Below are 24,484 nucleotides of genomic sequence, written 5' to 3'. Positions count from 1 at the left end.
CGCCATGAGCGCATCGACGATTTTCCTGCTGCTGCTGAGCCTCGCGCTCGGCGCCTATCTGCTGGTCGCGCTGCTGCGGCCGGACAAGTTCTGACCGGGAGCGTGCCGTGGCTGAAGTCATTCTGATCCTGGGCCTGGCAGTAGTGCTGGCCTGGCCGCTGGGACATTACCTCGCCCGCGTGCTCAAGGGCGAAACGAGCCGCGCCGATGTGGTGTTCGCGCCGGTCGAGAGCATGATCTACGGATTGCTGCGCGTGGACCCGCAGCGCGGCATGAGCTGGCGCGGCTATGCGCTGGCCTTCCTGCTCAGCAATGCCGTGCTCGGCGTGTTCGCCTGGCTGGTATTCATGCTGCAGCATCAGCTGCCGCTGAACCCGGACGGCATTCCCGGCATGCGCTGGGACCTGGCGCTGCATACCGCGATCTCGTTCCTGACCAATACCAACCAGCAGCACTATTCCGGCCAGGCGCAGCTGTCCTACCTGTCGCAGATGGTCGGCATCGTCAGCCTGCAGGTGCTCACGCCGATGATGGGCCTGGGCATTGCCGCGGCCATGCTGCGCGGCCTGTTCGGCGGCCGCAACGCGGCCACGGCGAAAGAAGGCGAGGCGCGCGACCTGGGCAATTACTGGGTCGATGTGACGCGGCTGACCCTGCGTGTATTCCTGCCGCTGGCGCTGCTGGTTGCACTGGCGCTGACCATGCAGGGCGTGCCGAGCACCTTCGCCGGCGCCAAGACCGCGCAACCCATCGACGCCAGCACCGGCATGAGCGAGCAGGTGATTCCGCTGGGACCGGTCGCGGCCATGGTCGCGACCAAGCAGCTGGGCACCAACGGCGGCGGCTGGTATGGGCCCAACAGCGCTGTGCCGCTGGAAAACCCCACGCCGCTGGCCAATGCCATCGAGATCATTGCCATCGTCGTGATTCCGCTGGCCGTGGTGTTCATGCTCGGACCGTTCACCGGCCGGCGCCGGCTCACCGCGCTGGTCTTCGGCGTGATGGCAACCCTGTCGCTGGTATCGCTGGGCGCGGCGCTGTATTCCGAACAGCAGCCCAACGCGGCCACGGCGGAACTGGCGGCGCCGGGGCCGAACCTGGAAGGCAAGGAGGTGCGCTTCGGCGCCACCGCCTCGTCGCTGTGGGCGGCGGTGACCACGCAGACGGCCAACGGCTCGGTGAACGCGATGCACGATTCGCTCAACCCGCTTGCCGGCACGGTCGCCCTGGTCAACATGCTGATCAATTCGATCTGGGGTGGCATAGGCTGCGGCCTGGTCGGCCACCTGGTGTTCCTGCTGCTCAGCATCTTCATCGCCGGGCTGATGACGGGACGCACGCCGGAAGTGTTCGGCCGCAAGCTGGAAACCGGCGAAGTGCGCCTGCTGTCTTTCCTGGTGGTGCTGCAGAGCCTGACCATACTCGGCTTCAGCGCACTGGCGCTGGCGCTGCCGGATGTGGCCGGCACCTCGAATCCGGGCCTGCACGGCATCGCCCAGGTGTTCTACGAGTACACCTCGGCCTATGCCAACAACGGTTCCGGCTTTGAAGGCCTGGGCGATGCGACGTACTGGTGGAACCTCAGCACCTCGGCCACCTTGCTGCTGGGCCGCTATCCCTGCCTGATCGTCCCGCTGATGGTCGCCGGCAGCCTGGCGCGCAAGCGGCAGGCACCGCACACCGCCGGCAGTCTCGACATCGAAAGCGCCACCTTCGGCGCAACCATGATCGCGGTCATCGTGCTGATTACGGTGCTCTCCTACCTGCCGGCCCTGGTGCTGGGCACGGTGGGCGAGCAGCTGATGCTGGCCGCGCCCTGATCGCCGCAGTCCCGCGCAGCTGCGCGGGACGCCGCTCCCCACGCAACGAGAATTCCCATGCAAACCTCATCCCGCCATGGCGTCAAGGCGCATGCAGCCCGCTTCACGGCGCAGGCCGTGCAGGAAGCCGCGCGCGACGCCTTCCTCAAGCTTGCGCCGCGCACGGCGATGAAGAATCCGGTCATGTTCGTGGTGCTGGTCGGCACCGTGCTGACCGCGGCGCTGGCCGTGCAGGCGATGTCCAAGGGCCAGCCCTGGCTGTATCAGATGGTCGTCGCGCTGATCCTGTTCGTCACCGTGCTGTTCGCCAACTTCGCCGAAGCCGTGGCCGAGGCGCGCGGCCGCGGCCAGGCGGCCAGCCTGCGCGCGGCGCGTTCGCAGCTGGTCGGGCGGCGCTGGCGCAACGGCCAGTTTGAATACCTGCCGGCGGCGGAATTGCGTCCGGACGATATTGTCGTGGTCGGCGCCAACGAGCAGATCCCGGCCGACGGCGAGATCGTCGAAGGCGTGGCCTCGATCAACGAGGCCGCGGTCACCGGCGAATCCGCGCCGGTGCTGCGCGAGGCCGGCACCGACCGTTCCGGCGTGATCGCCGGCACCACCGTGCTGTCCAACGAGATCAAGGTGCGCGTCACCGCCCAGCCGGGCGCGAGCTTCCTCGACCGCATGATCGCGCTGGTGGAAGGCGCGCAGCGGCAGAAGACGCCGAACGAACTTGCCCTGACCGTGCTGCTGGCGGCGCTGACGCTGGTCTTCCTCATCGTCGTCGTCACCCTGCCGGCGCTGGGGCAATTTGCCAATGTGCACATCGACGTGGTGGTGCTGGTGGCGCTGCTGGTCTGCCTGATCCCGACCACGATAGGCGGCCTGCTGCCGGCGATCGGCATTGCCGGCATGAACCGCGCGCTGGAAGCCAATGTGATCGCGAAATCCGGCAAGGCGGTGGAACTCGCCGGCGACATCGACACGCTGCTGCTGGACAAGACCGGCACCATCACGCTGGGCGACCGCCGCGCGACCGAGTTCATCGCCGTCGGCGGCACGCGCGTACCGGATCTGCGCGAAGCCGCGCTGCTGGCGTCGCTGGCCGATCCTACGCCCGAGGGCAAGTCCATCGTCGCGCTGGCCCAGGCCCAGGGAGCGACGGCGGGCGACATCACGGGTTCGGTATTCGTGCCGTTCAGCGCGGAGACGCGCATGTCCGGCGTCGACCTGGACACGCGGCCTATCCGCAAAGGCGCGAAAAGCGCGATCGTGGCCTGGGCGCGCTCGGTGCAGGCACAGGTGCCGTCCGATCTGGATGCCGCAGTGGACCGCATTGCCCGCGGCGGCGCCACGCCGCTGGTGGTGGCCGACGCCGGCCGCGTGCTCGGCGTGATCGCGCTGGCCGACATCGTCAAGCACGGCGTGCGCGAGCGCTTCGCCCGCCTGCGCGCCATGGGCGTGCGCACCGTCATGATTACCGGCGACAACCCGCTCACCGCCGCGGCCATCGCCGCCGAAGCCGGCGTGGACGATTTCCTCGCCGAGGCCAGGCCCGAAGACAAGCTCGCCCGCATCCGCGCCGAGCAGGCCGAGGGGCGCCTGGTTGCCATGGTCGGCGACGGCACCAACGATGCGCCGGCCCTGGCCCAGGCCGACATAGGCCTGGCCATGAACTCGGGCACGCAGGCGGCCAAGGAAGCCGGCAACATGGTCGATCTGGACTCCGACCCGACCAAGCTGCTGTCGGTGGTGGAGATCGGCAAGCAGCTGCTGATTACCCGCGGCGCGCTGACCACATTCTCGCTGGCCAACGATGTGTCCAAGTATTTCGCCATCATTCCGGCCATCTTCGTCGCGGCCATTCCGGGCATGGCCGCGCTGGACGTGATGCGGCTGTCCGGCCCGGTCAACGCCGTGCTGGCCGCGCTGATCTTCAACGCACTCATCATCCCGGCGCTGATTCCGCTGGCCCTGCGCGGCGTCTCGTTCCGGCCGGGCAGCGCCGAGGCGCTGCTGCGGCGCAACCTGCTGGTATTCGGCGTCGGCGGCGTGGCGCTGCCGTTCGTCGCGATCAAGCTGATCGACCTGCTGCTCGCCGCCCTGTTCGGCGCGCGCTGAACCGTTTCTGGAGAACATCATGAATTCCACTGCATCCCCGCGTATTCCTGCCGCCGCGCCGCTGGACGACAGCGGCGGCGGCCTGCGGCCGGCCGTACTCGGCAGCGCGCTGTTCGTCGTCTTCTGCGGACTGCTCTATCCGGCCGTTGCGACCTTGCTCGGCGGCTTGCTGTTTCCGCACCAGGCCGGCGGCAGCCTGATCGAACGCGATGGCCGCATCGTCGGTTCCAGCCTGGTCGCCCAGCCGTTCGCCGATGCGCGCTATTTCCAGCCGCGGCCGTCGGCGGCGAATTTCGATCCGAAGGCGTTGTCGGGCAGCAACCTCGCCAGCAGCAATCCGGCCCTGCGCGAGCGCATGGCCCGGGATTCCGCCGCCGTCGCGGCGCGCGAGGGCGTGCCGGCCAAGGCGATACCGGCCGAGCTGATCAGCGCCTCGGGTTCCGGCATCGACCCGCACCTGTCGCCGCAGGGCGCGCAGGTGCAGGTCGCGCGCGTGGCGCAGGCGCGCGGCCTGCCGACCGAGGCCGTCGCCGCGCTGGTGCGCAGCCATACCCAGCGCCGCACCCTGGGCGTGCTGGGCGAGCCGCGCGTCAACGTGCTGGCGTTGAACCTGGCGCTGGATGCGCAGGGCGCGAGGCCGTGAAGCCTGCGGCGCTGCTACCCTTGCGCCCTGGTCGCCGGCGCCGGGATGCGTCGCGCCGTCGTCCTGCGCCGTTGTCCGCCGAGCCCAGCTGATGCCTGAGACGCCGCCTCCCGACCAGCGTTCCCGCCGCGCCAAGGCCGACGCCCTGCTCGAACAGATCGAGCGCGAGCAGGCCGGCCAGCTGAAGGTATTCCTCGGCGCCGCGCCCGGCGTGGGCAAGACCTTCGCCATGCTGTCGGCGGCGCGCGAGCTGAAGCGCCAGGGCTGCGATGTCGTCGTCGGCCTGGTCGAGACCCACGGCCGCGCCGAGACGCAGGCCCTGCTTGAAGGGCTGGAACTGCTGCCGCGCCGCGCCGCTGCTTCCGGCGGCCGCGCCCATGACGAATTCGACATCGACGCCGCGCTGGCGCGCCGGCCGCAGTTGCTGCTGGTGGATGAACTTGCCCACCGCAACGTGCCCGGCAGCCGCCACGAGCGGCGCTACCAGGACATCGAGGAACTGCTCGCCGCCGGCATCGACGTCTACACCACGGTCAATATCCAGCATCTGGAAAGCCTCAACGACGTGGTGCAGCAGATCACCGGCGTGCGCGTGCGCGAGACCGTGCCGGATGCCTTCCTCGACCGTGCGGTCGATGTGGTGCTGATCGACCTGCCGCCGCGCGAGCTGATCGCGCGCCTGCGCCAGGGCAAGGTGTATCTGCCCGAACTGGCGGCCAGCGCGCTGGAGCGTTTCTTCACCGCATCCAACCTGACCGCCCTGCGCGAACTGGCGGTGCAGGCCGTGGCCGACCGCGTCGATGCGGATCTGCGCGAATACCAGGCTGCCCAGGGCAGCGGCCCGGTGCCGGTGCGCCGCCGCGTGCTGGTCGCCGTCGACGGCAGCGAAAACAGCGAATACCTGGTGCGCGTGACGCGGCGCATCGCCGAGCGCCGCCACGCGCCCTGGACCGTGCTGCATATCGACACCGGCCGCGCCGTGCAGGACGCGGATCACCGCGCACGCCTGGATGCGGCGCTGCGCCTCGCGCGGCGCCTGGGCGCCACGACGGAAACCCTGCAGGGCGTGGACGTGGTGGACGAACTGCTCGGCTATGCCGGCCGCAACAGCGTCGCCACCCTCGTCATCGGCCGTACCCGCGAACGGCCGCTGGCGCGCCTGTTCAACCGCACCCTGACCCAGCAACTGCTGATGCGCGGCGCGCATTTCGAGCTGACCATCGTCGCCACGCCGCTGGCGCGGGCGCGCTCGCGCCGCGCGCTGCAGCAGAACGCCCGGGCGCCGCTGCGCGACTACGGCTTTGCCCTGGCCGTATCGCTGGTCGCGCTGGCCCTGGCGCACCTGGCCGACCGCGTGCTGTCGGTTTCCAATCTGTCGCAGCTGTTCACGGTGGCGGTGCTGATCGTCGCGGTGCGCTCGCGCATGAGCGTGGCGGTGTTCAGCGCGGTGATCTGCTTCCTCGGCTACAACTTCTTCTTCGCGCCGCCGCGCTACACCCTGGCCATCGCCAACGGCAGCGACGCGCTGACCGTGGCGCTGTTCCTCGCCACTGCGCTGATCTGCTCGCGCCTGGCCACGCGCCTGTCGCTGCAGGTGCAGATGCTGCGCGAGGCGAACGCGCATGCAGGCATCCTCGGCCGGCTCGGGCGCGAACTCGCCGCGGCGGCCGATGCCGGCCAGGTCACGGCCATAGGCTCGCGCACCCTGGCCCAGGCCTTCGATGCGGAAGTCGCGATACTGACGCCGGATCCCGGCGCCGGCCTGCTCGCCACGGCGGCCGCGGTGCCTGCGGCGCTGCAGCTGAGCGCGACCGACCGCGCCGCCGCGGACTGGAGCCTCACTCACGACCAGCCTGCCGGCCGCTACACCGACACGCTCAACGCAGCCAGCTGCTGGCTGCTGCCGCTGAGCGACGACGGCGTGCGCCTGGGCGTGCTGGCGCTGCGTTTCGATCCGGAACAAAGCGTGCTGTCCTCGCAGCGCCGCGACCTGATCCAGGCCATCGCCCACGACATCGCCCAGGCGCTGGCCCGCACGCGCCTTGCCGACGAGCTGGAGAACGCCCGCCTGCAGGGCGAAACCGAACGCCTGCGCGCCGCGCTGCTGTCCTCGGTCTCGCACGACCTGCGCTCGCCGCTGGCGGCCATGCTGGGTTCCGCCGAGAGCCTGCAGCGCTACGGCGCGCAGCTGGGCGCGGATGAGCGCGCCGAACTGCTCGGCGGCATAGTCTCCGAAGGCCAGCGCCTGGACCGCTATATCCAGAACCTGCTCGACATGACCCGCCTGGGCCACGGCACGCTCAAGCTCGCGCGCGACTGGGTATCGCTGGACGAGATCATCGGGTCCTGCCTGCTGCGGCTGCGCAAGGTGTATCCGGAAACGCCGTTTGAACGCAGCGGCCCGGCGGAAGAACTGCCGCTGCTCTACGTGCATCCGGCGCTGATCGAACAAGCGCTGTTCAACATCATGGAAAACGCGGCGAAATTTTCACCGCCCGGCGCCGCGGTGCGCATCCGCTACGCCCAGCTCGGCCAGGAGATCCGCATTGATGTGACCGATTCCGGCCCCGGCATACCCGCGGACGAGCGTGGCCGCATCTTCGACATGTTCTATTCGGTGGAACGCGGCGATCGCGGCAAGCAGGGGACTGGTCTGGGTTTGTCCATCTGCCAGGGCATGATCGGCGCCCACGGCGGCTCGGTAGAGGCCCTGCCCGGCGCCAATGGCACCGGCACCACGATACGGGTCAGCCTGCCGCTCGGCGGCGTGCCGGGGATGGTGGAGGACGAGGGCTGAGGCGAGACGCAACGTGAAGCGGGGCGGGAGTTGAGACGTCGCAAAGCGGTGAAGTGAGGCGGGGCGAGAGGCTAAGGCGAAAAGCCAAGGCGAGGAAACAAGCCGAAGCGGAGGCGTGCATGACCAGCCTGCCGGCGCCACCCATCCGCGACGTCGTTCGCCATACAAAACCAGGCCCCGGCGCACAGGGCGGGCAACGCCGAACCCCGGCGGTCAAGTTTGAATCTTCACCTGAAAATTCAGCAGGCCGCGGAACGGCGAAACCCCCGACATCGATCCGACGGAAGCGCCGCCCCCAGCCAACCCTCTCCCCGAGCGCGTGAACGCGCTGGGGGGAGAGGGCCAAAGCTGCCGCGTGAACCGCTATTTCTTCGCCTGTTCCGCCGTGTCCTGCCCCCGCACTACGTCCAGCAGCCCCGCCACCGCATCCACCACCGCATCCGGCCGGTCGATCTGGATATTGTGATGCGCGTTGGCCACCATCTCGTGCCGGCCGCGCCGCGACAGGGCTGCCGTCATTTCGTTGGCCCGGCGCCAGCTCAGGTAATGCACTTCACCCAGCGGGTCGGCCAGATCGTAGAAACCGTGGGTCAACACCACCAGCGGCAGATCCTCCAGCGGATGCCGGCCGCCGAACAGGCGGCGGTAGCCGGCATCGGCGGCAGGATTCACCGCATACATGCTGTTGGCGATCTCCGAGGCCTGGGTTTCCTGATAGGCAACGGTCTGTTGCAGGGCCCGGCGTTCTTTCAGGATCACTTCGCCCAGCGGCCGGCGTACCGGATCCGTGCAGCGGCGGTATTTTTCTTCATCCAGGCCACCGGCGCGGGTGGTCTGCGCGCAGTCCTGGAAATGCGCGATGGCCGCGGCCATGTCGGTCTCGTCCTCCCTGGCCGCCGCGCGTACCGGCTTGGCGCCGAAGCGCCGCGCCAGCCCGGGTGTGACACGCTGCCACAGGCGTTCCTCGGCCGGATCCACCAGCACCAGTCCGGCGACCTGCTGCGGATAGGTGCGCGCGTACAGCTTGATGTAGAAGCCGCCCAGCGAATGCCCGACCAGCACCACCGGCCCGCCGATGCCGCCGCGTTCGAGCAAGGCGTGCAGATCTTCCACCGCCGCCTGCGGCGTGCGCGGCAGCGGCGAGGGATCGCTATAGCCCATGCCGGGCCGGTCGTAGGAGCAGGCGCGGGTGCTCCTGGCCACCGTGGGCTGGATCAGCGCCCAGGTGCTGGACCAGTCGCTGAGGCCGGAATCGAATACGACGGTGGGACTGCCTTCGCCCAGGCAGAACAGATTGATGCGGCGGCCGCCGCCTACATCGACGAGCTGGTGCGGCTTCACGTATTCCTGTTCCACCTGTGCCACCGGCACCAGTTCCGTCTTCGCGGCGGCGGCCGTCGCGCCCAGCAGCGCGGCGAGTGCCAGTGCGGCGCAGCGCGGCACCTGGCGCTGCCGTTCGCGTGCGGTGGACATGCGCGGCGCAACTGCGGGCCTGTTAACGGCAGCCTGGGCTGCGCGGCGGGACATGGCGGTGTTTCGCATCGGCGTATCAGATCCGTTTTTGGGTGTCTGCCGGTTCGCGAGGAAGCGGCGGTGGCTGTCGCCGGGATCGGCTTGATGAGGTGCAGCTGTGCCTGCGACAGGAGGATTTCGGTACGGTGTGGTGGTGTGCTTCATGAGCGGATGCGCCAGCCGTGCGGCTGGCGCCGCGCACGTGCATGGAAGTGTTTTCGCGCGGCGTGGATGCGGTGGCCGATGCGGGCTCTGCGCGGTGCTTGCCGCTGCGAAGCCGGCTTCATGGCGTCGCATCCCGTGCGGCCGCGGCGAAGGCATGGATGACGGCGCTCATGTCGCAGTCGCCATGCCCCGCAGCCTCGGCCTGGCGGTACAGCGCCGCGCAGTGTCCGATCAGCGGCGCCTCGGCTGCCGCCGCCGCGCATTGCGCGGATACCAGGTGTGCAATCGTGCGTACATCGCGGATCGCGGCCTGGGCGGAGAAATCCCCCCTCACCAATTTTTCCAGCTTGCCGCGCGATACCGCGCTGGCCATGGGGCCGGCGTCCAGCACCTGGCGCAAGGTCGCCAGATCCACGCCGGCGGCGCGCGCCGCGTGTACGGTTTCGGCCAGCACCGTCACCAGGCCGATCAGGAAATGGTTCACCGCCAGTTTCATGCGCAGCGCGCCGGGTACGGCGCCGCAGCGGAATACGCGGGCGCACAGCGGCGCGAGCAACGGCTGTATGCGCGCCATGTCGGCCTCGTCGCCGGCCAGCATGCACACCAGCTGTCCCTGCTCGGCGGGAACGCGCGAACCGGATACCGGCGCTTCCACATACGCGCCTCCGGCCGCGCGCACGTCGCCGGCCAGCGCCGCGGAGTAGTCCGGCGAAGTGGTGCCGAGTTGAACCAGCGTTTTTCCCGAAAGAAGGGCCGCGAAGCCGGCCGTGCCGCGGGCCAGTACGGCATCCAGAGCCGCTTCGTTGAGCAGCATGACGAACACCGTGTCGCAGCCGCGGAACAGGGCGGCGGCGGATGCGGCGCGCGAGGCGCCCAGCTGTACCAGTTCCTCGCATTTTTCCGCCGTGCGGTTCCACACGCGCAGGGCAATGCCCGCGCGCAGCAGATTGCGCGCCAGCGGCAGGCCCATATGGCCGGTGCCTATGAAACCGATGGTGCCGACGGGCTGGGTCACAGAATGGTCTCCGCCTCGAACAGCGGTTGCGGATACAGCCGCCGGCGCAGGAATGCGAGCACTTCGTCGCGCGCCTGCAGCGTGGGTTCGCCGGCGGCGTCGATCAGATGCGCCGTCAATACGCTGTGCGGGCTGGCGACCACGTCGCGGAAGAAGGGCGGCGGATCCGGATTCGCCGCGGAATCGGGCAGCACGCGCGCGACGAAACGTTCGCCCAGCGCGGCGCGGTAGGCGGCGAAGCGCTCGGCGCGGCAATGGCGGTCGCCTTCGAAGCGATAGGCCAGCACGCTGAGTCCGTCGCGCTCCAGGCGCGCGCGGATCGCGGCCAGTTCTTCGGTATCGCTTTCCAGCGCGGCCGGATCGTCCAGCGGCAGGGAAGGCTGTGCCACTACCGGCGCGAGTACCGCCGGTTCCAGCGTCATGGACAGGGCGAAATTGCCGGTGAAGCACATGCCTACCGCGCCCACGCCCGGTCCGCCGCATTCCTCGCGCACGCGCCGCGCCAGCGCGCGCAGCCAGGCGGTGACGGGGCTGGCGCCGCGTCCGGCCAGTGCATGGAATTCGGCGCTGATGCAGGCGCGGCGCAGTACGGCCAGTCCTTCCTCGGCCCGCGCCACGGCGCCGTCGACGCCGAACAGCGACGGCAGATAGACGCTGAATCCGCCTTCGCGCACCCAGCGCGCGAAGCGTGCGACATGCGGGCTGATGCCGGGCATCTCCGCCAGCACGATCACGCCGGGGCCGCTGCCGGATACGAACACGCGCCGGCTGGCGCCTTCCAGCGTGAAGGTGCGCGCGTGGAAATCGGCGAGATCGTCGTCGTGCTGGTGCTGCGCTGCGGTTTCCATCGTGTCCTCCGCGGATGAGTGTGTGCGCGCCGACCGCAGTCTGCCGTCGCTGTGCATGGTCAGGCTGCTGCAGCGGCGGCGCTGCGCATCCGCGTCGCGGCCGCTGCGCGGTCTTCCAGGTGCATTACAGCCTCGACAGCGCCGCCGGCCCAGTGTCCAATGGGACGTCTTTCGGGCTGGAACGGACATGAAGGATTTCGAGATCCTGGTCATCGAAGGCGCCTACCCCAGCAGCGTGGCCATGAGCCGGGACATCCTGGATGCGGCCGCCCAGGTGGCGTCCCGGTTGGGTGTCGCCGCGCCCGGCTGGGGCCTGTATTCGCTGGCCGGCGGCCGCGTGCCGCTGCGCGACGGCATCAGCGTGGAGACCCGGCCGCTGCCGCCGCGGCGGCGCGACAGCCGCTCCGTCTGCGTGATTCCCGGCCTGGGCGCCGATCCGCAGGCGATCGCCGCGCGCATGGCCACGGCCGAGGGCCGCGCCCTGGTCCGGCGGCTGCGCGCGCAGGTACAGCGCGGCGGCACGGTGGCGGCTTCGTGCTCCGCGGTGTTCGTGCTGCATGCGGCCGGCCTGCTGGCCGGGCGGCGCGCGACCACGACCTGGTGGCTGGCGCCGGCCCTGGCCGGGCTGGCGCCGGATTGCACTGTCGACGCGGCGCGCATGGTCTGCGCCGACGGCCCTGTCGTCACCGCGGGCGCCGCCTTCGCCCATGCCGACCTGATGCTGCACCTGCTGCGCGAACGCTGCGGCCCGGCGCTGAGCGACAGGGTGGCGCGCCTGCTGCTGCTGGAACACCGCCAGTCGCAGTCGCCGTTCGTCGTGCCCGAAGTGCTGGCCAGCGGCCATGCGCTGGTGGCCCAGCTCACGGCGCGGCTGGAAAAATCGCTGCCCGGCATTCCGCCGATCTCGCGCCTGGCGCGCGAGCTGTGCGTGTCGGAAAAGACCCTGAGCCGCCACGTGCGGCGCGCCACCGGCAAAAGCACCAGCGGCCTGATCCAGAGCATCAAGCTGCGCCGCGCACGCACGCTGCTGGAAAACAGCCGCATGACGATAGAGCAGATCGCCGCCGCCGTCGGCTATCGCGACGCGACCGCGCTGCGCCGGCTGATGCGCAAGGCGGCGGGGGCGAGTCCGCGGCAGTTCCGGGCGAATACCACGGTCGCGCGCTGAGGCTTTGCCGCGGAAGAGGCGTGTGAAAATGTTGGCCGGGTTTCAGCGCGGGAATGCCGCGTCGCGTTGACAGGCTGTTGCGCCCCGTGTTCCACTCCGCGCGCCTTCATCGGCTGCTGAATTTCACTGCGTCCGTTCCTGTTTCCAGGGGCGACGCCTGTGCTTGTTCGATTCAGCAGGTTCTTTCCGATGACTTCCTCTTTGTTTCCTTTGACGCCCCGCCTGGCGAAAGCGCTGGCGCGTGCGGGCGTGACCGTCGAGCGTGCGGGACTGGTATGGCGTGTGCGCCGCGGCGACGCGGCCGCCCAGCTGCTGCTGCCCGACGACTTTCCGCTTGAGATCAAGGCCGTGCAGCAGCTGCTCGATTTCGCCGGCGTGGGCTGGCCGGACCGGCCCGCGCCGGTGCGCTGCGCCTGCGCCACGCCGGACTTCCATCCGGGCAGCCTCGCACCGGTCGGCAGCATCGTCGCGACCGATGCGGATGTGGTCGTGCCGGCGGCGATAGGCACCGACATCAATTGCGGCATGCGCCTCATCACCACCGGCCTGACCCAGGCGCAGCTGGCGGCGCACGAAGCCCGCTGGACCGGCGCGCTGACGCGGCGCCTGCTGCATGCGGAGACCGACGTGCCGCTGCGCGCGGGCGCCTTCCGCGCCCTGTTCGACGATGGCCCCGAAGCCTGCCTGGATGCGCTGGACGCGCAGGGTGTCTGGGCCGGCGCCGATCGCACGCGGCTGCTGCGCGAAGTGCGCGACTGCATTGCGCTGCAGTCCTTCGGCGGCAATGCGGCGCATGCGCCGGAGGCCTGGACCGAGGGCAGCGGCACGGTGCGCGCCCCTGATCTGGGCACGGTCGGTTCGGGCAACCACTTCGTGGAATTCCAGATTGTCGAAGCGGTGCTGGACCGGCATGTCGCCTACGCGGCCGGCCTGCGCGTGGGCGAGGTCGTCGTGATGATCCACAGCGGTTCGCGCGGCATGGGTTTCCATGTGGGCCAGCGCTGGATGGACCGCGCCCGCGCCCTGTGGCCGGCCGGCCACAAGCATCCGCAGAGCCGCCTCTACGCGCTGCGCGGCGCCGAAGCGGAGGGCTTCCTGCAGGCCATGGGCACGGCGGCGCGCTATGCCTGGCTCAATCGCGTCGTCATCGCCGAATGGGTGCGCGAGGCGCTGGAAGCCTGCGTCGGCGCCGGCGGCTCGCGGCTGGTGGTCGATGTGCCGCACAACGTGGTGACCCGCGAGCAGGGCCTCAATCTGCACCGCAAGGGCGCGACGCCGGCACAGGCAGGGCAGTGGGCGCTGCTGCCGGGCTCCATGGGCGATGCGTCGTATCTGGTGTCGGGTCTGGGCAATGCGGACTGGCTCTGGTCGTGCAGCCACGGCGCCGGCCGCGCGGTGCGCCGCCAGGCCATGCGGCGCGAAGCGGCCGCATCGCAGGGTACTGAAACCTGGCGCTGCCTCGCGCTGCGCGAAGAGCGCCGCTGGGAGGAAGCGCCGGAGGCGTACAAGCCGATAGGTCCGGTGATCGCCGCACAGGAAGATGCCGGACTGCTGCGTGCGGCGGTGCGGCTGCGGCCGTGGCGGACGTTCAAGGCTTGAGTGGCAGTGAAGTAGGTGGCGCCCCGGAGCAATCCGGGGCTGTCCTCACTGCGTGCGGGGAACGTGCCTGCGCTCAGGCGGGGAACCTTGCCGCAACGCCGCGCCTGTCACTTGCCCGCACACTTCGCCGGCGCCTTCCACGCCGAAATGATCCGTTCGCGCGAATTGTCGGTATGGATCAGGTCCACCGAGTACCAGTAGTCGCGCTTTGGATCTATTGCCTCGTCGCGGTATTCGTAGTTGTGGGTTTCGTCGGTGGTGCCGGCGGCGAGGATGGGATTCCGGGTGATCCTGGCCGCTTCGCCGTTCTCGCTTTCGGCGCGGAATACCTCGAAGCCGAAGCTGTCCTGTTCGCTCGCGGTGGCCCAGCGCAGGCGATTGCCGTGAGGCTTGCCGTCGGCCGGCGGCGGGCAGTCGGCGGCGATGGCGTGGGTGGCGGTCAGAAACAGGGGCAGGCTGAGCAGGAGAGGCAGTCGCATGGGCAGGCTCGGTAGTGAAGCGGTTTGCTGGCGCGGGACCGGCAGGCCGCGCGATGGACAATGAGAAAAAAGCAGGCCGGCGAGAAGTAGCGCAGACCCTGAGCACTGCGCCGGGTTCCGCGGCTGGCGCAGCGTACGGCAATCGAAGTGTGCCCGGCCGATGCCGCGGAGGATCCCGTGCGCCGCGATCAACGTCGGCGCAGAGACCGGCATCGCGGCGTGGATCAGTTCTTGCGCTGCACGTCGAACCGCTTGGTCATGATCTGCCTGACGCCCTCCGCATGGAACGGCTGCAGCAGCTGGGCGACAAAGCCGCGGGCGATCTTGCCCGGTATGCCTATGTCCACCGGCGGGCGCTGCGGCGGGTTGTGGTAGGTGCCGAACAGCTGGTCCCACAGCACCAGGTTCTCGCCGTAGTTGCGGTTGCCTTCGGGCAGTACCTTGGAGTGGTGCCAGCGGTGCAGGGCGGGCGTGGAGAAGACCCAGTCCAGCATGCCGGTGCGCATGACCACGTTGCAGTGGGTGAGCAGGCCGGTCACCGCGGTGACGGCGCTGATCCAGAGGAATACCGGCAGCGGCGCGCCCAGCAGATACAGCGGGATCTGCCCCAGCACGGCCTTGAAGCAGGTATCGACGATGTGGAAGCGGCCGGTGTTGACCACCCACAGCCGCGTGACGCTGTGGTGCAGGGCGTGGAAGCGCCAGAATGCCGGCCATTCGTGCGCGACGCGGTGAGCCACGTACAGGCCCAGCTCGGCGATGACCAGGCCCAGGATCACCTGCGGCAGCAGCGGCCAGTGCGCGGGCCACAGCGACAGCGCCGGCGTGGTCGCCGGCTGCAGCGCACCGGCGGTGACCATGCTGACGGTGGCGGCCAGCGCCGCGCCGATCTGCACCAGTCCCTTGGTGAACAGGGTGTGGGCGAGATTGCTGCCGGTCTCGCCGTCGTCGAGCAGCCATTGCGGTTCATGCGGCATCAGCCGTTCGAGCACGGCGATGCACAGCACCAGCGAGATATAGACCACGTTGAACCAGGCCAGCGGATGCGCGCTGGCCAGGGCGAGATGGCAGCCGTACAGGCCCAGCCCGTACAGCGACGGCCACAGCAGCCATGAAAGCAGATAGGCCAGGCGGCCCGGATTTGCCGTATCCATGTGTATGCGAACTTCCCCCGACGGTACGCGCAGCGCGGCGTGGGGCGGGCCGTCAATTGCGCGTGAAAGCCCAGTCAAGCATAGCGCGCGATCCTGGGCAAGCCGCGGCGCCGGGCGGGAATGGCGGTTTGCGCGGGACGGAGCGGAGGCTGGGTCCAGCGCCGGAGTGCCTGTACGGACCGCGTTGCGGCACCGGCTCGCGACGGTTGCCGGTGGCGTGCATCGGCTGTCGCCGGACGGCAATACGCCGTCGCCTTCCTCGCCGGACCCGGCGCCGCGCGCGCCACCCGTCCCGCGCCGGCTGGACGGGGCCGCCCGGCCCGACCGAGAATCCGGGTTTGCCTTGCCGGAACTGCGCGATGCCTTATTTCCACGACATCGATCCGATCGCCATTTCGCTGGGGCCGGTCGCCATCCACTGGTACGGCCTGATGTACGTGCTGGGCGGTCTGTTCGGCTGGTGGCTGGGCAAGCGGCGGCTGGCGGCGGGACGTCTGCCGGTGAGCTACGAGCAATATTCCGACCTGATCTTCTACGCCATGATCGGCGTGATCGTCGGCGGGCGACTGGGCTACATGCTGTTCTACGGCGGCAAGCAGATCATCGCCGATCCGGTTTCGCTGCTGCGCGTATGGGAAGGCGGCATGTCCTTCCACGGCGGCCTGCTCGGCGTGATGGTGGCGTGCTGGGTCTGGTCGCGGCGCAATGCCGTGCATTTCTTCGACACCATGGATTTCGTCGCGCCGCTGGTGCCGATAGGCCTGGGCTTCGGCCGCCTGGGCAATTTTATCGGCGCGGAACTCTGGGGCGGCAAGACTGACCTGCCCTGGGGCGTGATCTTCCCGCGCACGCTGGAACACATGAACAAGACCCACCAGGAGCTGCTGGCCCTGTACCAGGCCGGCCAGCTCAATCACGAGGCGCGCCATCCTTCGCAGCTGTACGAGATGCTGCTCGAAGGCGTGCTGCTGTTCGTCGTGCTGTGGCTGTTCTCGGCAAAGCCGCGGCCGCGCTATGCGGTGTCGGGCCTGTTCGCGCTGCTGTACGGCATCTTCCGCTTCAGCGTGGAATTCGTGCGCGAGCCGGATGCGCAGCTGGGGTATCTGGCGTTCGGCTGGGTCACCATGGGGCAGATCCTGTCGCTGCCGCTGATCCTGATTGGCCTCTATCTGCTGTGGCGTTCGCGCCGGGTGCCGGCCGCCTGAGCGCAGTGCCGGCGGCGCAGCCGGCGCGCAACCTGCCGCGACCTGGATCAGGTACGGGACGCGGCGCGTTCAGCGCGGCGCCGGTTGCCGCGCGCCCGGGACGACGGGCCGGCTGCGGCGCATGGCCGCGCCGTTCAACGCGCGGCGGCGAGCTTTTCCAGCTGGAAGTTCAGCTCGCCCACGGTCTCGCTGCCGCCATCCCTGCGCCGGGCGATGATGCGTCCGCTGTAGTCGCCGGCCAGCAGCTGCGCCGCCGGCACGGAGAAGCTGAGCTGGCCGTCCAGCCCCGGCACCAGCTTGTCGCGTTCCAGGCGCAACGCGCCCGGCCCCTGTATCTCCACGCGGTAATTGTCCACGCCCTCGCGCGCCAGCTGAGGGATCAGCAGCAGCAGGTTGTCGGCCTGGGGCGGCAGTTGCAGCCGCACCGCGGCGCCGCGCAGCTGGCCCAGCTGGGCCTGGTGCACATTGCCGACACTGGCGGCGGGATTGCCGTGCAGCCAGAGCAGGCCGGCGGGGATCAGGCCCAGCAGCAATGCGGCGGCCATGGGCAGCAGCGGCAGGGGCGGGCGCCGCGCGGCGGCGGCCGCAACGGCAGGGGGCGGGCCCAGGCGCTGCACGCGCTCGCGCAGCTCGGCATCGAGATCGCGCAGGCCCTGGCGCAGCAGGCGTTCGGATTCGACCGCGTCCAGCAGCTGCGGATCGCTGAACAGCTCCAGCTCGAAGTGCTCCAGTTCGTCCTCGTCCAGCTGGTCGTCCAGATAGGCGCGGATGCGCTCGCTTTGCGGCGGGAAGGACACGTTCATCGTCGCGGCTGCCGCGGCAGGCTGGCCTGCGCTCGGGATTCAGGGCGCGGACACATGGTATTTCTCCACCAATTCCTTGAAACGGGTACGCGCGCGGTGCACCACCCGGTCGAAATGTTCGAGACTCAGGGTGAAGGCATGGCACAGCGAGGCTTTGTCGTGCTCCAGCACGTAGTAGCGCCAGAGCAGGTCGCGGTCGCGCGCCACCGGCATCTCGGCGATGACGTGGCGCACGATGTGGTTGGTCTGCTCGCGTTCGAGCACGGCGGCCGGGCCGGCGGCCTCGTCCAGGGTATCGGCGATGCTGCCGCTGTCGGCGTCGGTGCGCCGGCGCGCGGTCTTGCGCAGTTCGCCGATGACCAGGTGGATCGCGGTCTTGCGCAGGAAGCCGGCCAGGCGCTCCGGGTCGTCCATGCCTTCGCCGCGCAGGCGGGCGAAGGCGATGATGAAGGTTTCCTGGGCCAGGTCGCGGGCCAGTTCCGGCTGCTGCGGCAGGCGCTTGTGCAATACCGCCAGCACGGCGCGGGTGTAGCGCAGCACCAGCAGCGTCTCGGCGGCGCGGTCGCCGCGGGCGACGCGCGCGGCAAGCTCTGCATCAGGTGGCGGCGTGGCGGCGGGCACGAGGTCTAGACCGTTCGGCATGCAGGGCGGTCGCGGGCTGGTATCTGCAGCCGATCGTAACCAAACGGTTAAAACCTGCCTAGGCGTGTGGTGGACTTGTGAAGATCTGAAATGTGGCTTATGCCGCCGGGCCGGCGCGGCAGGGCTCGCGATGGTGCGGCGCCGCGACGGCGCGGGGGCGGTGACAGCCAGCATGGGCAAGCTCGGCATTCAGGGGGGCGGCCGGCAGACGGTGCTTTCGCCGCGCCGCTGCCGTCAGTCCCTGGCTGAACTGTCGCGGCGGCGGCGATCCTCGCAGCCCGGCGCCGGGCCGCGGCGGAAACTGCGGACTGCCTGGCAATTCCGGCCGGGTGCTACAGCCACTTGGCCCGGCGCAGCACCAGGAACAGCCCGCCGATGATGGCGACGGTGGCGATGATGAAATAGTGATAGCCGCTTTCCAGCTCCGGCATGTTGCGGAAGTTCATGCCGTACCAGCTGGTCAGCAGGGTGGGCGCGGCGAGCAGGGCGGCCCAGCCGGCCAGGCGCTTGACCACCTCGTTCTGCGCCACCGTGACCAGTGACATGTTCACGCTCATGGCCGCGGTGAGCATCTCGCGCATGGTGTCGGTGGCTTCGTTGATGCGCGCAGCGTGGTCGGATACATCGCGGAAGTACAGCCGCACATCGTCGCGGATCAGGCTGGGGTGGAAGCGCATCAGCTGGTTGAGGATGTCCTGCAGCGGCGCCACGGCCAGGCGCAGGGTGACGAGTTCCTTTTTCAACTCGTACAGATTGCGTATGGTGTCGCGCTTGAAGGTGTCCTCGAAGATGTCCTTTTCCAGGTCCTGCAGCTCGCTGCGGAAATCGCGCACGATGGGCAGGAAGTTGTCGACGATGAAATCGAGCACCGCGTAGAGGCCGTAGCTCGGCCCCAGCGCCAGCAGTTCCGGCGACTGTTCGCAGCTGCGTCGTGCCGGCTGGTAGGAAAGCGAGGCGCCGTGGCGCACGGTGACGAGGTAGTTGCGGCCGAGGAAGATGTGGGTCTCGCCGAATTCGATCTTGCTGCCGACGGCCTGGGCGGTGTGCACGACGATGAACAGGGAATCGCCGTAAACCTCGATCTTGGGGCGCTGGTGCGCGGCGTGGGCATCTTCCACCGCCAGCTCGTGCAGGTCGAATTCCTCCTGCAGCCGCTCCAGCAGGCTTTCGTCGGGCTCGTGCAGGCCGACCCAGACGAAATTGCTCTTGTCCTTGAGCACCTCGCTGATCTCGGCGATGGTGATGTCGCGCAGGCGCTGCCCGGTGTCGGTCGAATACGCCACGCAGTTGACCACCATGGTGTGCGGGTCCACCGGCAGGGGCGGGTTGGCGCTGGGAGCAAGATTCATGGGCGGCTCGCACGTAAAGGCGCGGCAATGATGCCGCAAGCCGCCGGCAGCGCAAACCGCCGCGCGGCCGGCCCGGAGCCGGCCGCGGCCGGGTCTCAGGCGGCGAAGCCTTCCAGCACGATCTTGCCGCGCGCCTTGCCGCTTTCGATCAGCGCGTGGGCGCGGCGCAGGGTGGCGGCGTCGATGCGGCCGTAGTGCTCGCCCAGCGTGGTCCTGATCACGCCGGCGTCGATCAGGCGCGCCACTTCGCCGAGCAGGCGGTGCTGCTCGATCATGTCCGGGGTCTCGAACAGGGGCCGGGTGAACATCATCTCCCAGTGCAGCGACAGCGCCTTGCGCTTGAGCTTCATCACGTCCAGCGGCGTGGCCGGATCGTCGATCAGGCCCAGGCGGCCCTGCGGCCGGAGGGCTTCGACGAAGGCATCGTAGTGCTGGTCGGTATGGGTCAGGCTGGCGACGTAGTCGAGCGCGGACACGCCGATGCGGCCCAGTTCCCCGGCCAGCGGACGGCTGTGGTCGAGCACGTCGTGCGCGCCCAGGCCCAGCACCCAGTCGCGCGTTTCCGCGCGCGAGGCAGTGCCGATCACACGCAGGCCGGTGAGGCGGCGCGCCAGCTGCACCAGGATGGAACCCACGCCGCCGGCGGCGCCGGTGACCAGCAGGGTCTGGCCGCCGCTGTGCTCGCGGCTGACCTGCAGGCGGTCGAACAGCAGTTCCCAGGCGGTGATGGCGGTCAGCGGCAGGGCCGCGGCCTGGGCGAAGTCCAGGCTGGCCGGCATATGTCCGGCGATGCGTTCGTCGACGAGTTGCAGCTCGGCGTTCGAGCCCGGCCGCACGATGGAACCCGCATGCCAGACGCGGTCGCCAGGCTTGAACAGGCTCACTTCAGAGCCGACCGCGCGCACCACGCCGGCGGCGTCAAAGCCGAGCACGCGGGCCTGGCCCTCGGCCGGCGCGGCGTTGCGGCGCAGCTTGGTGTCTACGGGATTGACCGAGACGGCGCGGATCTCCACCAGCAGGTCGCGTGGACCGGGCTGGGGTTCGGGCAGGTCCAGGTCGACCAGGGCATGGGCGTCGTCGATGGGGAGGTTCTTGTAGTAGCCGATGGCTTTCATGGGATGGATCCGGGGTTGGGATTCGGGATTGGCGGTTCGAAGCGTGTGGCTTCGGGGCGTTTGCGGGCGTTCGGGTAACGGATATAGCCGCGTGCGCGGATGCCGGGAAGTGCAGCGCTGGCGCAGGCTGGAGCTGACGGCGTGTGCCTGGAAATCAGGCGGATCTTTCAACCGGCAGCTCAGGTCGCGACGGCCTCGCGCCGCGTGGCGCTGTCCTTGAGCGCCCATTCGGCGATCTGGTCCTTGCGTGCGGCGGCGACGCCGGGTTTGGCCAGGGCGTAGGCGAGGAAATCGTCCAGCGCCTTGACTACGGCGGGGCGGCCGCCGATGCGGTCGTGGGTGCTGAGCGACATCATGCGGCGGCGGCTGCCGGCCTCGGCGTAGAGCTGGTCGAACTCGTCCTTGAGCTGTTCGTAGAACTGGCGGCTGGAGAAATGGCGGCCTTCGATCAGCACGATGTCATTGCAGTGCAGGGTATAGGGCACGACGGCGAAGTCCTTGCCGTCTACCGGCACGATGAAGGGCTCGTCGCGGCTGAGGTCGTCGATGTGATAGATGAAGCCCAGTTCCTGCAGCACCGACAAGGTATCCGGGCTGCGCCGCAGCCAGTTGCAGTTGTAGCCGCGCGGGCGCTGGCCGGTGGTCTTTTCCACCGCTTCAGCGCCGGCGCGGACGAAGGCCAGCTCGGCAGCCCGGCCCAGGCCGAACTGCGGCTTCCAGTCCATGCCGTGGGCGGCGGCTTCGTGGCCGCGGCGCACGATCTCTTTCGCCAGCGCCGGATTCTTCAGCACTGCGGCGCCGACCATGTGTGAGGTCACCTTGACGCCGTGCTTGTCCCACAGGTCCAGCAGACGCGGCACGCCTTCGCGGTAGCCGTACTGGAACCAGGTCTGCGCCGCCAGGTCCGGCGTGCCGGCGGGCAGCGGACTGGCCGAGAACGGACTGTCGGCGCCTTCGGCCGGCTCGCCGCCGGCTTCGAACTGCATGGAGATGGACAGGATGAGACGTGCGCCATTGGGCCAATGCCGGGCCTCGGCCGGCGCAGCCGCGTTGCTGCTGCCGCTGCGCGGCGCGGATGCGGTTTCCTTGGCCGAGGCACTACTGGCCAGGCCGGCCAGCGCGCCGGCGGCGAGACCGGCCTGGCCGGCGGTGTGGAGAAATTCGCGGCGGCCGCGGTCGGTCGGCGTGTTCATGCAAAGTGTTCCTTATGGTCGGCAATGCAGCCGGCAGCAGTGCCGGCGTCCAGCGGTGCGGCCAGTTCCACCACCAGGCCGGGCAGGCGCACGAAGATCTGTGCACAGTTCTCTTGTGGAATTTTCCGCAGCTCGTGGTGCAGGCCGCTGGCGCGCACCCGCGCCAGCAGGCGCGGGGCCGGCTCGTCGGTGCGGAAGGCGATATGGCCGAACTGCACCTGCTCGCCCTGGCCGGTGCCGCGCACCAGGTGCAGCCAGGCCTGGCCGTCGCGGTATAGCCAATCGCCCGGAAACGGGAACGGCGGGCGGTAGCCGGGCTGCAGGCCCAGGATCTGGCCGAACAGTTGCTGCAGCCCCGGGCTGTCGCCGGCGCGCAGGTTGATATGGTCGAACTGCCAGCGGTAGGGCGGGGTGCTGGCGTCGGCGGCGTCCATGGGGCTCTCCCGTGCTGCGATGGCGCTAGCGTGATTGATTGACTTGGCGAGAAAAACGCGGCAATTACCGAATCAGTTTCAATCAATGGTTGAAGATGAGGCCGGCGGCGCAGCGATGAAGGCCCTGATCGAGCTGGAATTTTTCGTCCGCGCCGCCGACAGCGGCAGCTTTTCCGCCGCCGCGCGCAGCCTGGACCTGAGCCCGGCCGCGGCCAGCGCCGCGATCAAGCGCCTGGAAGCCGAGCTGCACACCCGCCTGTTCGTGCGCTCCACCCGCAGCCTGCGTCTGACGCCCGACGGCGAACGTTTCCTGCAGCATTGCCGCCTGGCCCTGCAGACCCTGGCTGAAGGCGAGCAGGCCCTGCGCGGCGCCGCCTCGGAACTGCGCGGCAGCCTGCAGCTGTCGCTGCCTTCGGACCTGGGCCGCAACGGTGTGCTGGCCTGGCTGGACGATTTTCTCGCCGCGCATCCGGCGCTGCGCCTGCGCGTGCAGCTGTCGGACCGTCTGGCCGATGTCTACCGCCAGCCGGTGGACCTGGCGCTGCGCTACGGCGCGCCGGCGGATTCGGCCCTGGTCGCGCTGCCGCTGCTGCCGCACAACCGGCGCGTGCTGTGCGCGGCACCGGCGTATCTGCAGCGCCACGGCCGGCCGCAGCAGCCGCAGGATCTCAAGCAGCACAACTGCCTGCGCTTCCTGCTCAGCGACGAGTTGCACGCACGCTGGCGTTTCCATGGCAGCGGCGGCGACTGTGTGGTGACGGTGGACGGCGACCGCATCAGCGACGACGGCGACGCGGTGCGGCGCTGGGCCGTGGCCGGGCGCGGGCTGGCCTACAAATCCTGGCTGGATATTTGCGCCGATGTCGCCGCCGGCCGGCTGGAGGCGCTGCTGCCGGACTGGCGCGGCGAAGCCGCGCCGCTGCATCTGATCTGCGCCGACCGGCGCCTGCTCAGCCCCGCGGTGCAGGCGCTGCGCGAATTCCTCGCCGCGCGCTGCGCGCAGCTGCCGCCGCCGCCGGGCGGTCGTTGAAATATTCGCAAATATTTCAATCGACGGCCGCGCCGTGGTGCAGGGCTATCGTTCCGTTGCGGGCGCGTTGCCGCAGTGGCGCGCGGTGCGGGCGCGTTCGCCCCACTGCGCCAGACGTTCGCGGTACAGGCGGCCGGCGCGGCCGCGGGCGGCAGCGTCCAGCTGCGTATCCAGCTGCTGCAGCGCGCGCAGGTCGTCCGCGAGCAGGGCGTCGTCCGCGCGGGCGGCCCGGACGTAACAGCCCTGTGCATTGAGCCACACCCGCCAGGCGCGCCAGGACCAGGCCTGTTCGGCTGATGCGCGCACCGGCTCCTGCTGCAGTTCGCCGCCGATGGCGCTGTCGCTGCCGAGATCGGCGGCGCGGCGCTGCCAGGTTGCGGCCAGCACGGGCTGCCGCGGCAGCTTGCCGTAGCCCTGGTTCAGCACCGCGGCCACGAAGTCGGCCTGGCTGTCGTCCTGTTCGCCCAGTTGCAGCAGCAGGCGCAGGCCCAGCTCGCGCCGCGTCGCATCGTCCTCGTTCAACAGCAGCAGGGCGAGATTGCGCCCGACCGCGGCGTCGCTGTTCTGCCGCCACACTTGCTCCAGGCCCTGGCGCAGGCGCGCGAGCAGATCCGGCGTGGCCGGTTGCAGCTGCTGCTGTACGCGCAGCGCTTCGTGCGCATCCGCGTTGGCCCGGCCGGCATAGTCGCGCCGCGCCGTGGCCAGCGTGGCCTGGGCCTGGTTCCAGGCGGCGCAGCGGCGCGCCTGTTCGCGCAGGCGCTGCAGGCGCGCATCGAAACGGGCGCGCAGCAGCGGCTGCAATGGCGCTGCGATGTCCTGCAGCAAGATCGGCGGCGCCGATTGCAGTGCGGCGGCGTCGAACTGGCTGCATTCCTCGTGCAGTGCCGCGGCGGCCTGGGCGGCGGCGCGGTCGCCGCGGGCCAGGCCCTGTTCCAGCGCGCGCGGCAATTGGGCCGGATCGCGCGCGGCGACGGCGGCCAGTGCGCCGAGTTCGCGCTGCAGCAGCGCGGCCGCGGCGCGCTGCTGATTGTCGCGCCATTGCTGCGGAGTGAAGGCGCGGCGCGGATCGTCGGCGGCGGGGATCTCGTCGTCGGTAACTGCTGTTTCACTGCGGCGCTGCGCGTCGGGCCTGGGCGTGGTATTGCCCGGCGGCGCGGTTTCCGCGCGCGCCGCGGTGCGTTGCGGCGACGGTGCGAACGCAGGCTGGCGCAGCGCCCAGGCGAAGACGCCGGCATGCAGGGCGAGCACGGCGAGCAGCAGGGGATAGTTGATGCCTTGCGTGGCGTGAGTGCGCATGGAGGCCGCGGACCGCTGGGGTAGCGCAAGAGTAGCAGGCGCGGAAAAGCTTCCGCGCGCAGCGAATGCAACAGGCGGTGCTGCAATGCAGGCGCTGGATTGCGGTGTTGCGGG

General features: G+C 69.8%; 21 protein-coding genes. 9 read left to right on the top strand and 12 right to left on the bottom strand.

The genetic code is table 11. The features are described from left to right. The first annotated feature begins 4 nt into the window (after positions 1–4). From kdpF to NM961_RS04080, 5 genes are all read left to right on the top strand, one after another. Positions 5–94: a K(+)-transporting ATPase subunit F gene (gene kdpF, locus NM961_RS04100; protein ID WP_255911556.1), complete on the top strand. Its 90-nt coding sequence runs from the start codon at positions 5–7 to the stop codon at positions 92–94. Positions 95–107: 13 nt separating this feature from the next. Further along, positions 108–1,820, top strand: a complete 1,713-nt coding sequence (kdpA, locus tag NM961_RS04095) for a potassium-transporting ATPase subunit KdpA (protein WP_255911554.1) — start codon at positions 108–110, stop codon at positions 1,818–1,820. Between the two features lie 57 nt (positions 1,821–1,877). Then, the gene (gene kdpB / locus NM961_RS04090; protein ID WP_255911552.1) at positions 1,878–3,923 is read left to right on the top strand and encodes a potassium-transporting ATPase subunit KdpB; all 2,046 of its coding nucleotides are present in this window, start codon (positions 1,878–1,880) and stop codon (positions 3,921–3,923) included. Positions 3,924–3,942: 19 nt separating this feature from the next. Beyond that, positions 3,943–4,566, top strand: a complete 624-nt coding sequence (gene kdpC / locus NM961_RS04085; protein ID WP_255911550.1) for a potassium-transporting ATPase subunit KdpC — start codon at positions 3,943–3,945, stop codon at positions 4,564–4,566. Between the two features lie 91 nt (positions 4,567–4,657). After that, on the top strand, positions 4,658–7,363 hold the full coding sequence (locus NM961_RS04080) for an ATP-binding protein (protein ID WP_255911548.1): 2,706 nt from the start codon (positions 4,658–4,660) through the stop codon (positions 7,361–7,363). A 363-nt stretch (positions 7,364–7,726) separates the two neighbouring features. Here NM961_RS04080 and NM961_RS04075 read toward each other — a convergent pair whose 3' ends face one another. The 3 genes from NM961_RS04075 to NM961_RS04065 form a co-directional block, all read right to left on the bottom strand. Further along, a complete protein-coding gene (locus tag NM961_RS04075; RefSeq protein ID WP_255911546.1) occupies positions 7,727–8,836 on the bottom strand; it encodes an alpha/beta fold hydrolase in 1,110 nt (369 codons plus the stop codon). Between the two features lie 322 nt (positions 8,837–9,158). Beyond that, positions 9,159–10,055 (bottom strand): NAD(P)-dependent oxidoreductase, encoded by an 897-nt coding sequence (locus NM961_RS24105; RefSeq protein ID WP_255911544.1) that lies wholly within the window; start codon positions 10,053–10,055, stop codon positions 9,159–9,161. Continuing rightward, positions 10,052–10,903, bottom strand: coding sequence for a dienelactone hydrolase family protein (locus tag NM961_RS04065; protein WP_255911542.1), 852 nt, complete (start codon positions 10,901–10,903; stop codon positions 10,052–10,054). The genes NM961_RS24105 and NM961_RS04065 overlap by 4 nt, the downstream gene beginning before the upstream one ends. A gap of 187 nt (positions 10,904–11,090) precedes the next feature. Between NM961_RS04065 and NM961_RS04060 the strand changes: the two genes are divergently transcribed. Continuing rightward, positions 11,091–12,071 (top strand): GlxA family transcriptional regulator, encoded by a 981-nt coding sequence (locus NM961_RS04060; protein WP_255911540.1) that lies wholly within the window; start codon positions 11,091–11,093, stop codon positions 12,069–12,071. 189 nt (positions 12,072–12,260) lie between these two features. Continuing rightward, positions 12,261–13,670 carry an RtcB family protein gene (locus NM961_RS04055; RefSeq protein ID WP_255911538.1) on the top strand — a complete coding sequence of 470 codons (1,410 nt, stop codon included), beginning with the start codon at positions 12,261–12,263 and terminating at the stop codon, positions 13,668–13,670. 107 nt (positions 13,671–13,777) lie between these two features. Here NM961_RS04055 and NM961_RS04050 read toward each other — a convergent pair whose 3' ends face one another. Both NM961_RS04050 and olsE read right to left on the bottom strand, forming a co-directional pair. Next, positions 13,778–14,149: a hypothetical protein gene (locus tag NM961_RS04050; RefSeq protein ID WP_255911536.1), complete on the bottom strand. Its 372-nt coding sequence runs from the start codon at positions 14,147–14,149 to the stop codon at positions 13,778–13,780. A 224-nt stretch (positions 14,150–14,373) separates the two neighbouring features. Continuing rightward, complete coding sequence (gene olsE, locus NM961_RS04045; RefSeq protein ID WP_255911534.1) at positions 14,374–15,303, bottom strand: ornithine lipid hydroxylase OlsE; 930 nt, start codon at positions 15,301–15,303, stop codon at positions 14,374–14,376. A gap of 359 nt (positions 15,304–15,662) precedes the next feature. Here olsE and lgt point away from each other — a divergent pair, with 359 nt between their 5' ends. After that, positions 15,663–16,508, top strand: coding sequence for a prolipoprotein diacylglyceryl transferase (gene lgt, locus NM961_RS04040; protein ID WP_255911532.1), 846 nt, complete (start codon positions 15,663–15,665; stop codon positions 16,506–16,508). A gap of 134 nt (positions 16,509–16,642) precedes the next feature. Here lgt and NM961_RS04035 read toward each other — a convergent pair whose 3' ends face one another. The 6 genes from NM961_RS04035 to NM961_RS04010 form a co-directional block, all read right to left on the bottom strand. Continuing rightward, positions 16,643–17,311, bottom strand: coding sequence for an anti-sigma factor (locus NM961_RS04035; RefSeq protein ID WP_255911530.1), 669 nt, complete (start codon positions 17,309–17,311; stop codon positions 16,643–16,645). A 39-nt stretch (positions 17,312–17,350) separates the two neighbouring features. Continuing rightward, positions 17,351–17,953: an RNA polymerase sigma factor gene (locus NM961_RS04030; protein WP_255911528.1), complete on the bottom strand. Its 603-nt coding sequence runs from the start codon at positions 17,951–17,953 to the stop codon at positions 17,351–17,353. Between the two features lie 332 nt (positions 17,954–18,285). Continuing rightward, positions 18,286–19,302: a magnesium and cobalt transport protein CorA gene (locus NM961_RS04025; protein WP_255911526.1), complete on the bottom strand. Its 1,017-nt coding sequence runs from the start codon at positions 19,300–19,302 to the stop codon at positions 18,286–18,288. A gap of 95 nt (positions 19,303–19,397) precedes the next feature. Continuing rightward, positions 19,398–20,417, bottom strand: coding sequence for a zinc-binding alcohol dehydrogenase family protein (locus NM961_RS04020; protein WP_255911524.1), 1,020 nt, complete (start codon positions 20,415–20,417; stop codon positions 19,398–19,400). A gap of 179 nt (positions 20,418–20,596) precedes the next feature. Then, the gene (locus NM961_RS04015; RefSeq protein WP_255911522.1) at positions 20,597–21,610 is read right to left on the bottom strand and encodes a polysaccharide deacetylase family protein; all 1,014 of its coding nucleotides are present in this window, start codon (positions 21,608–21,610) and stop codon (positions 20,597–20,599) included. Continuing rightward, positions 21,607–22,044, bottom strand: coding sequence for a VOC family protein (locus NM961_RS04010; protein ID WP_255911520.1), 438 nt, complete (start codon positions 22,042–22,044; stop codon positions 21,607–21,609). Before NM961_RS04010 ends, NM961_RS04015 begins: the two co-directional genes overlap by 4 nt. 85 nt (positions 22,045–22,129) lie before the next feature. Here NM961_RS04010 and NM961_RS04005 point away from each other — a divergent pair, with 85 nt between their 5' ends. Further along, positions 22,130–23,074, top strand: a complete 945-nt coding sequence (locus NM961_RS04005) for a LysR family transcriptional regulator (protein WP_255911518.1) — start codon at positions 22,130–22,132, stop codon at positions 23,072–23,074. Positions 23,075–23,119: 45 nt separating this feature from the next. Here NM961_RS04005 and NM961_RS04000 read toward each other — a convergent pair whose 3' ends face one another. Further along, entirely contained in the window at positions 23,120–24,370 is a 1,251-nt protein-coding gene (locus NM961_RS04000) for a hypothetical protein (protein WP_255911516.1), read from the bottom strand. Positions 24,371–24,484: the final 114 nt, after the last annotated feature.

The organism is Tahibacter harae, from assembly GCF_024437735.1.
In the GTDB taxonomy this organism is placed as follows: Bacteria; Pseudomonadota; Gammaproteobacteria; order Xanthomonadales; family Rhodanobacteraceae; genus Tahibacter; species Tahibacter harae.
This window is presented reverse-complemented; position numbering and strand designations above follow the sequence as displayed.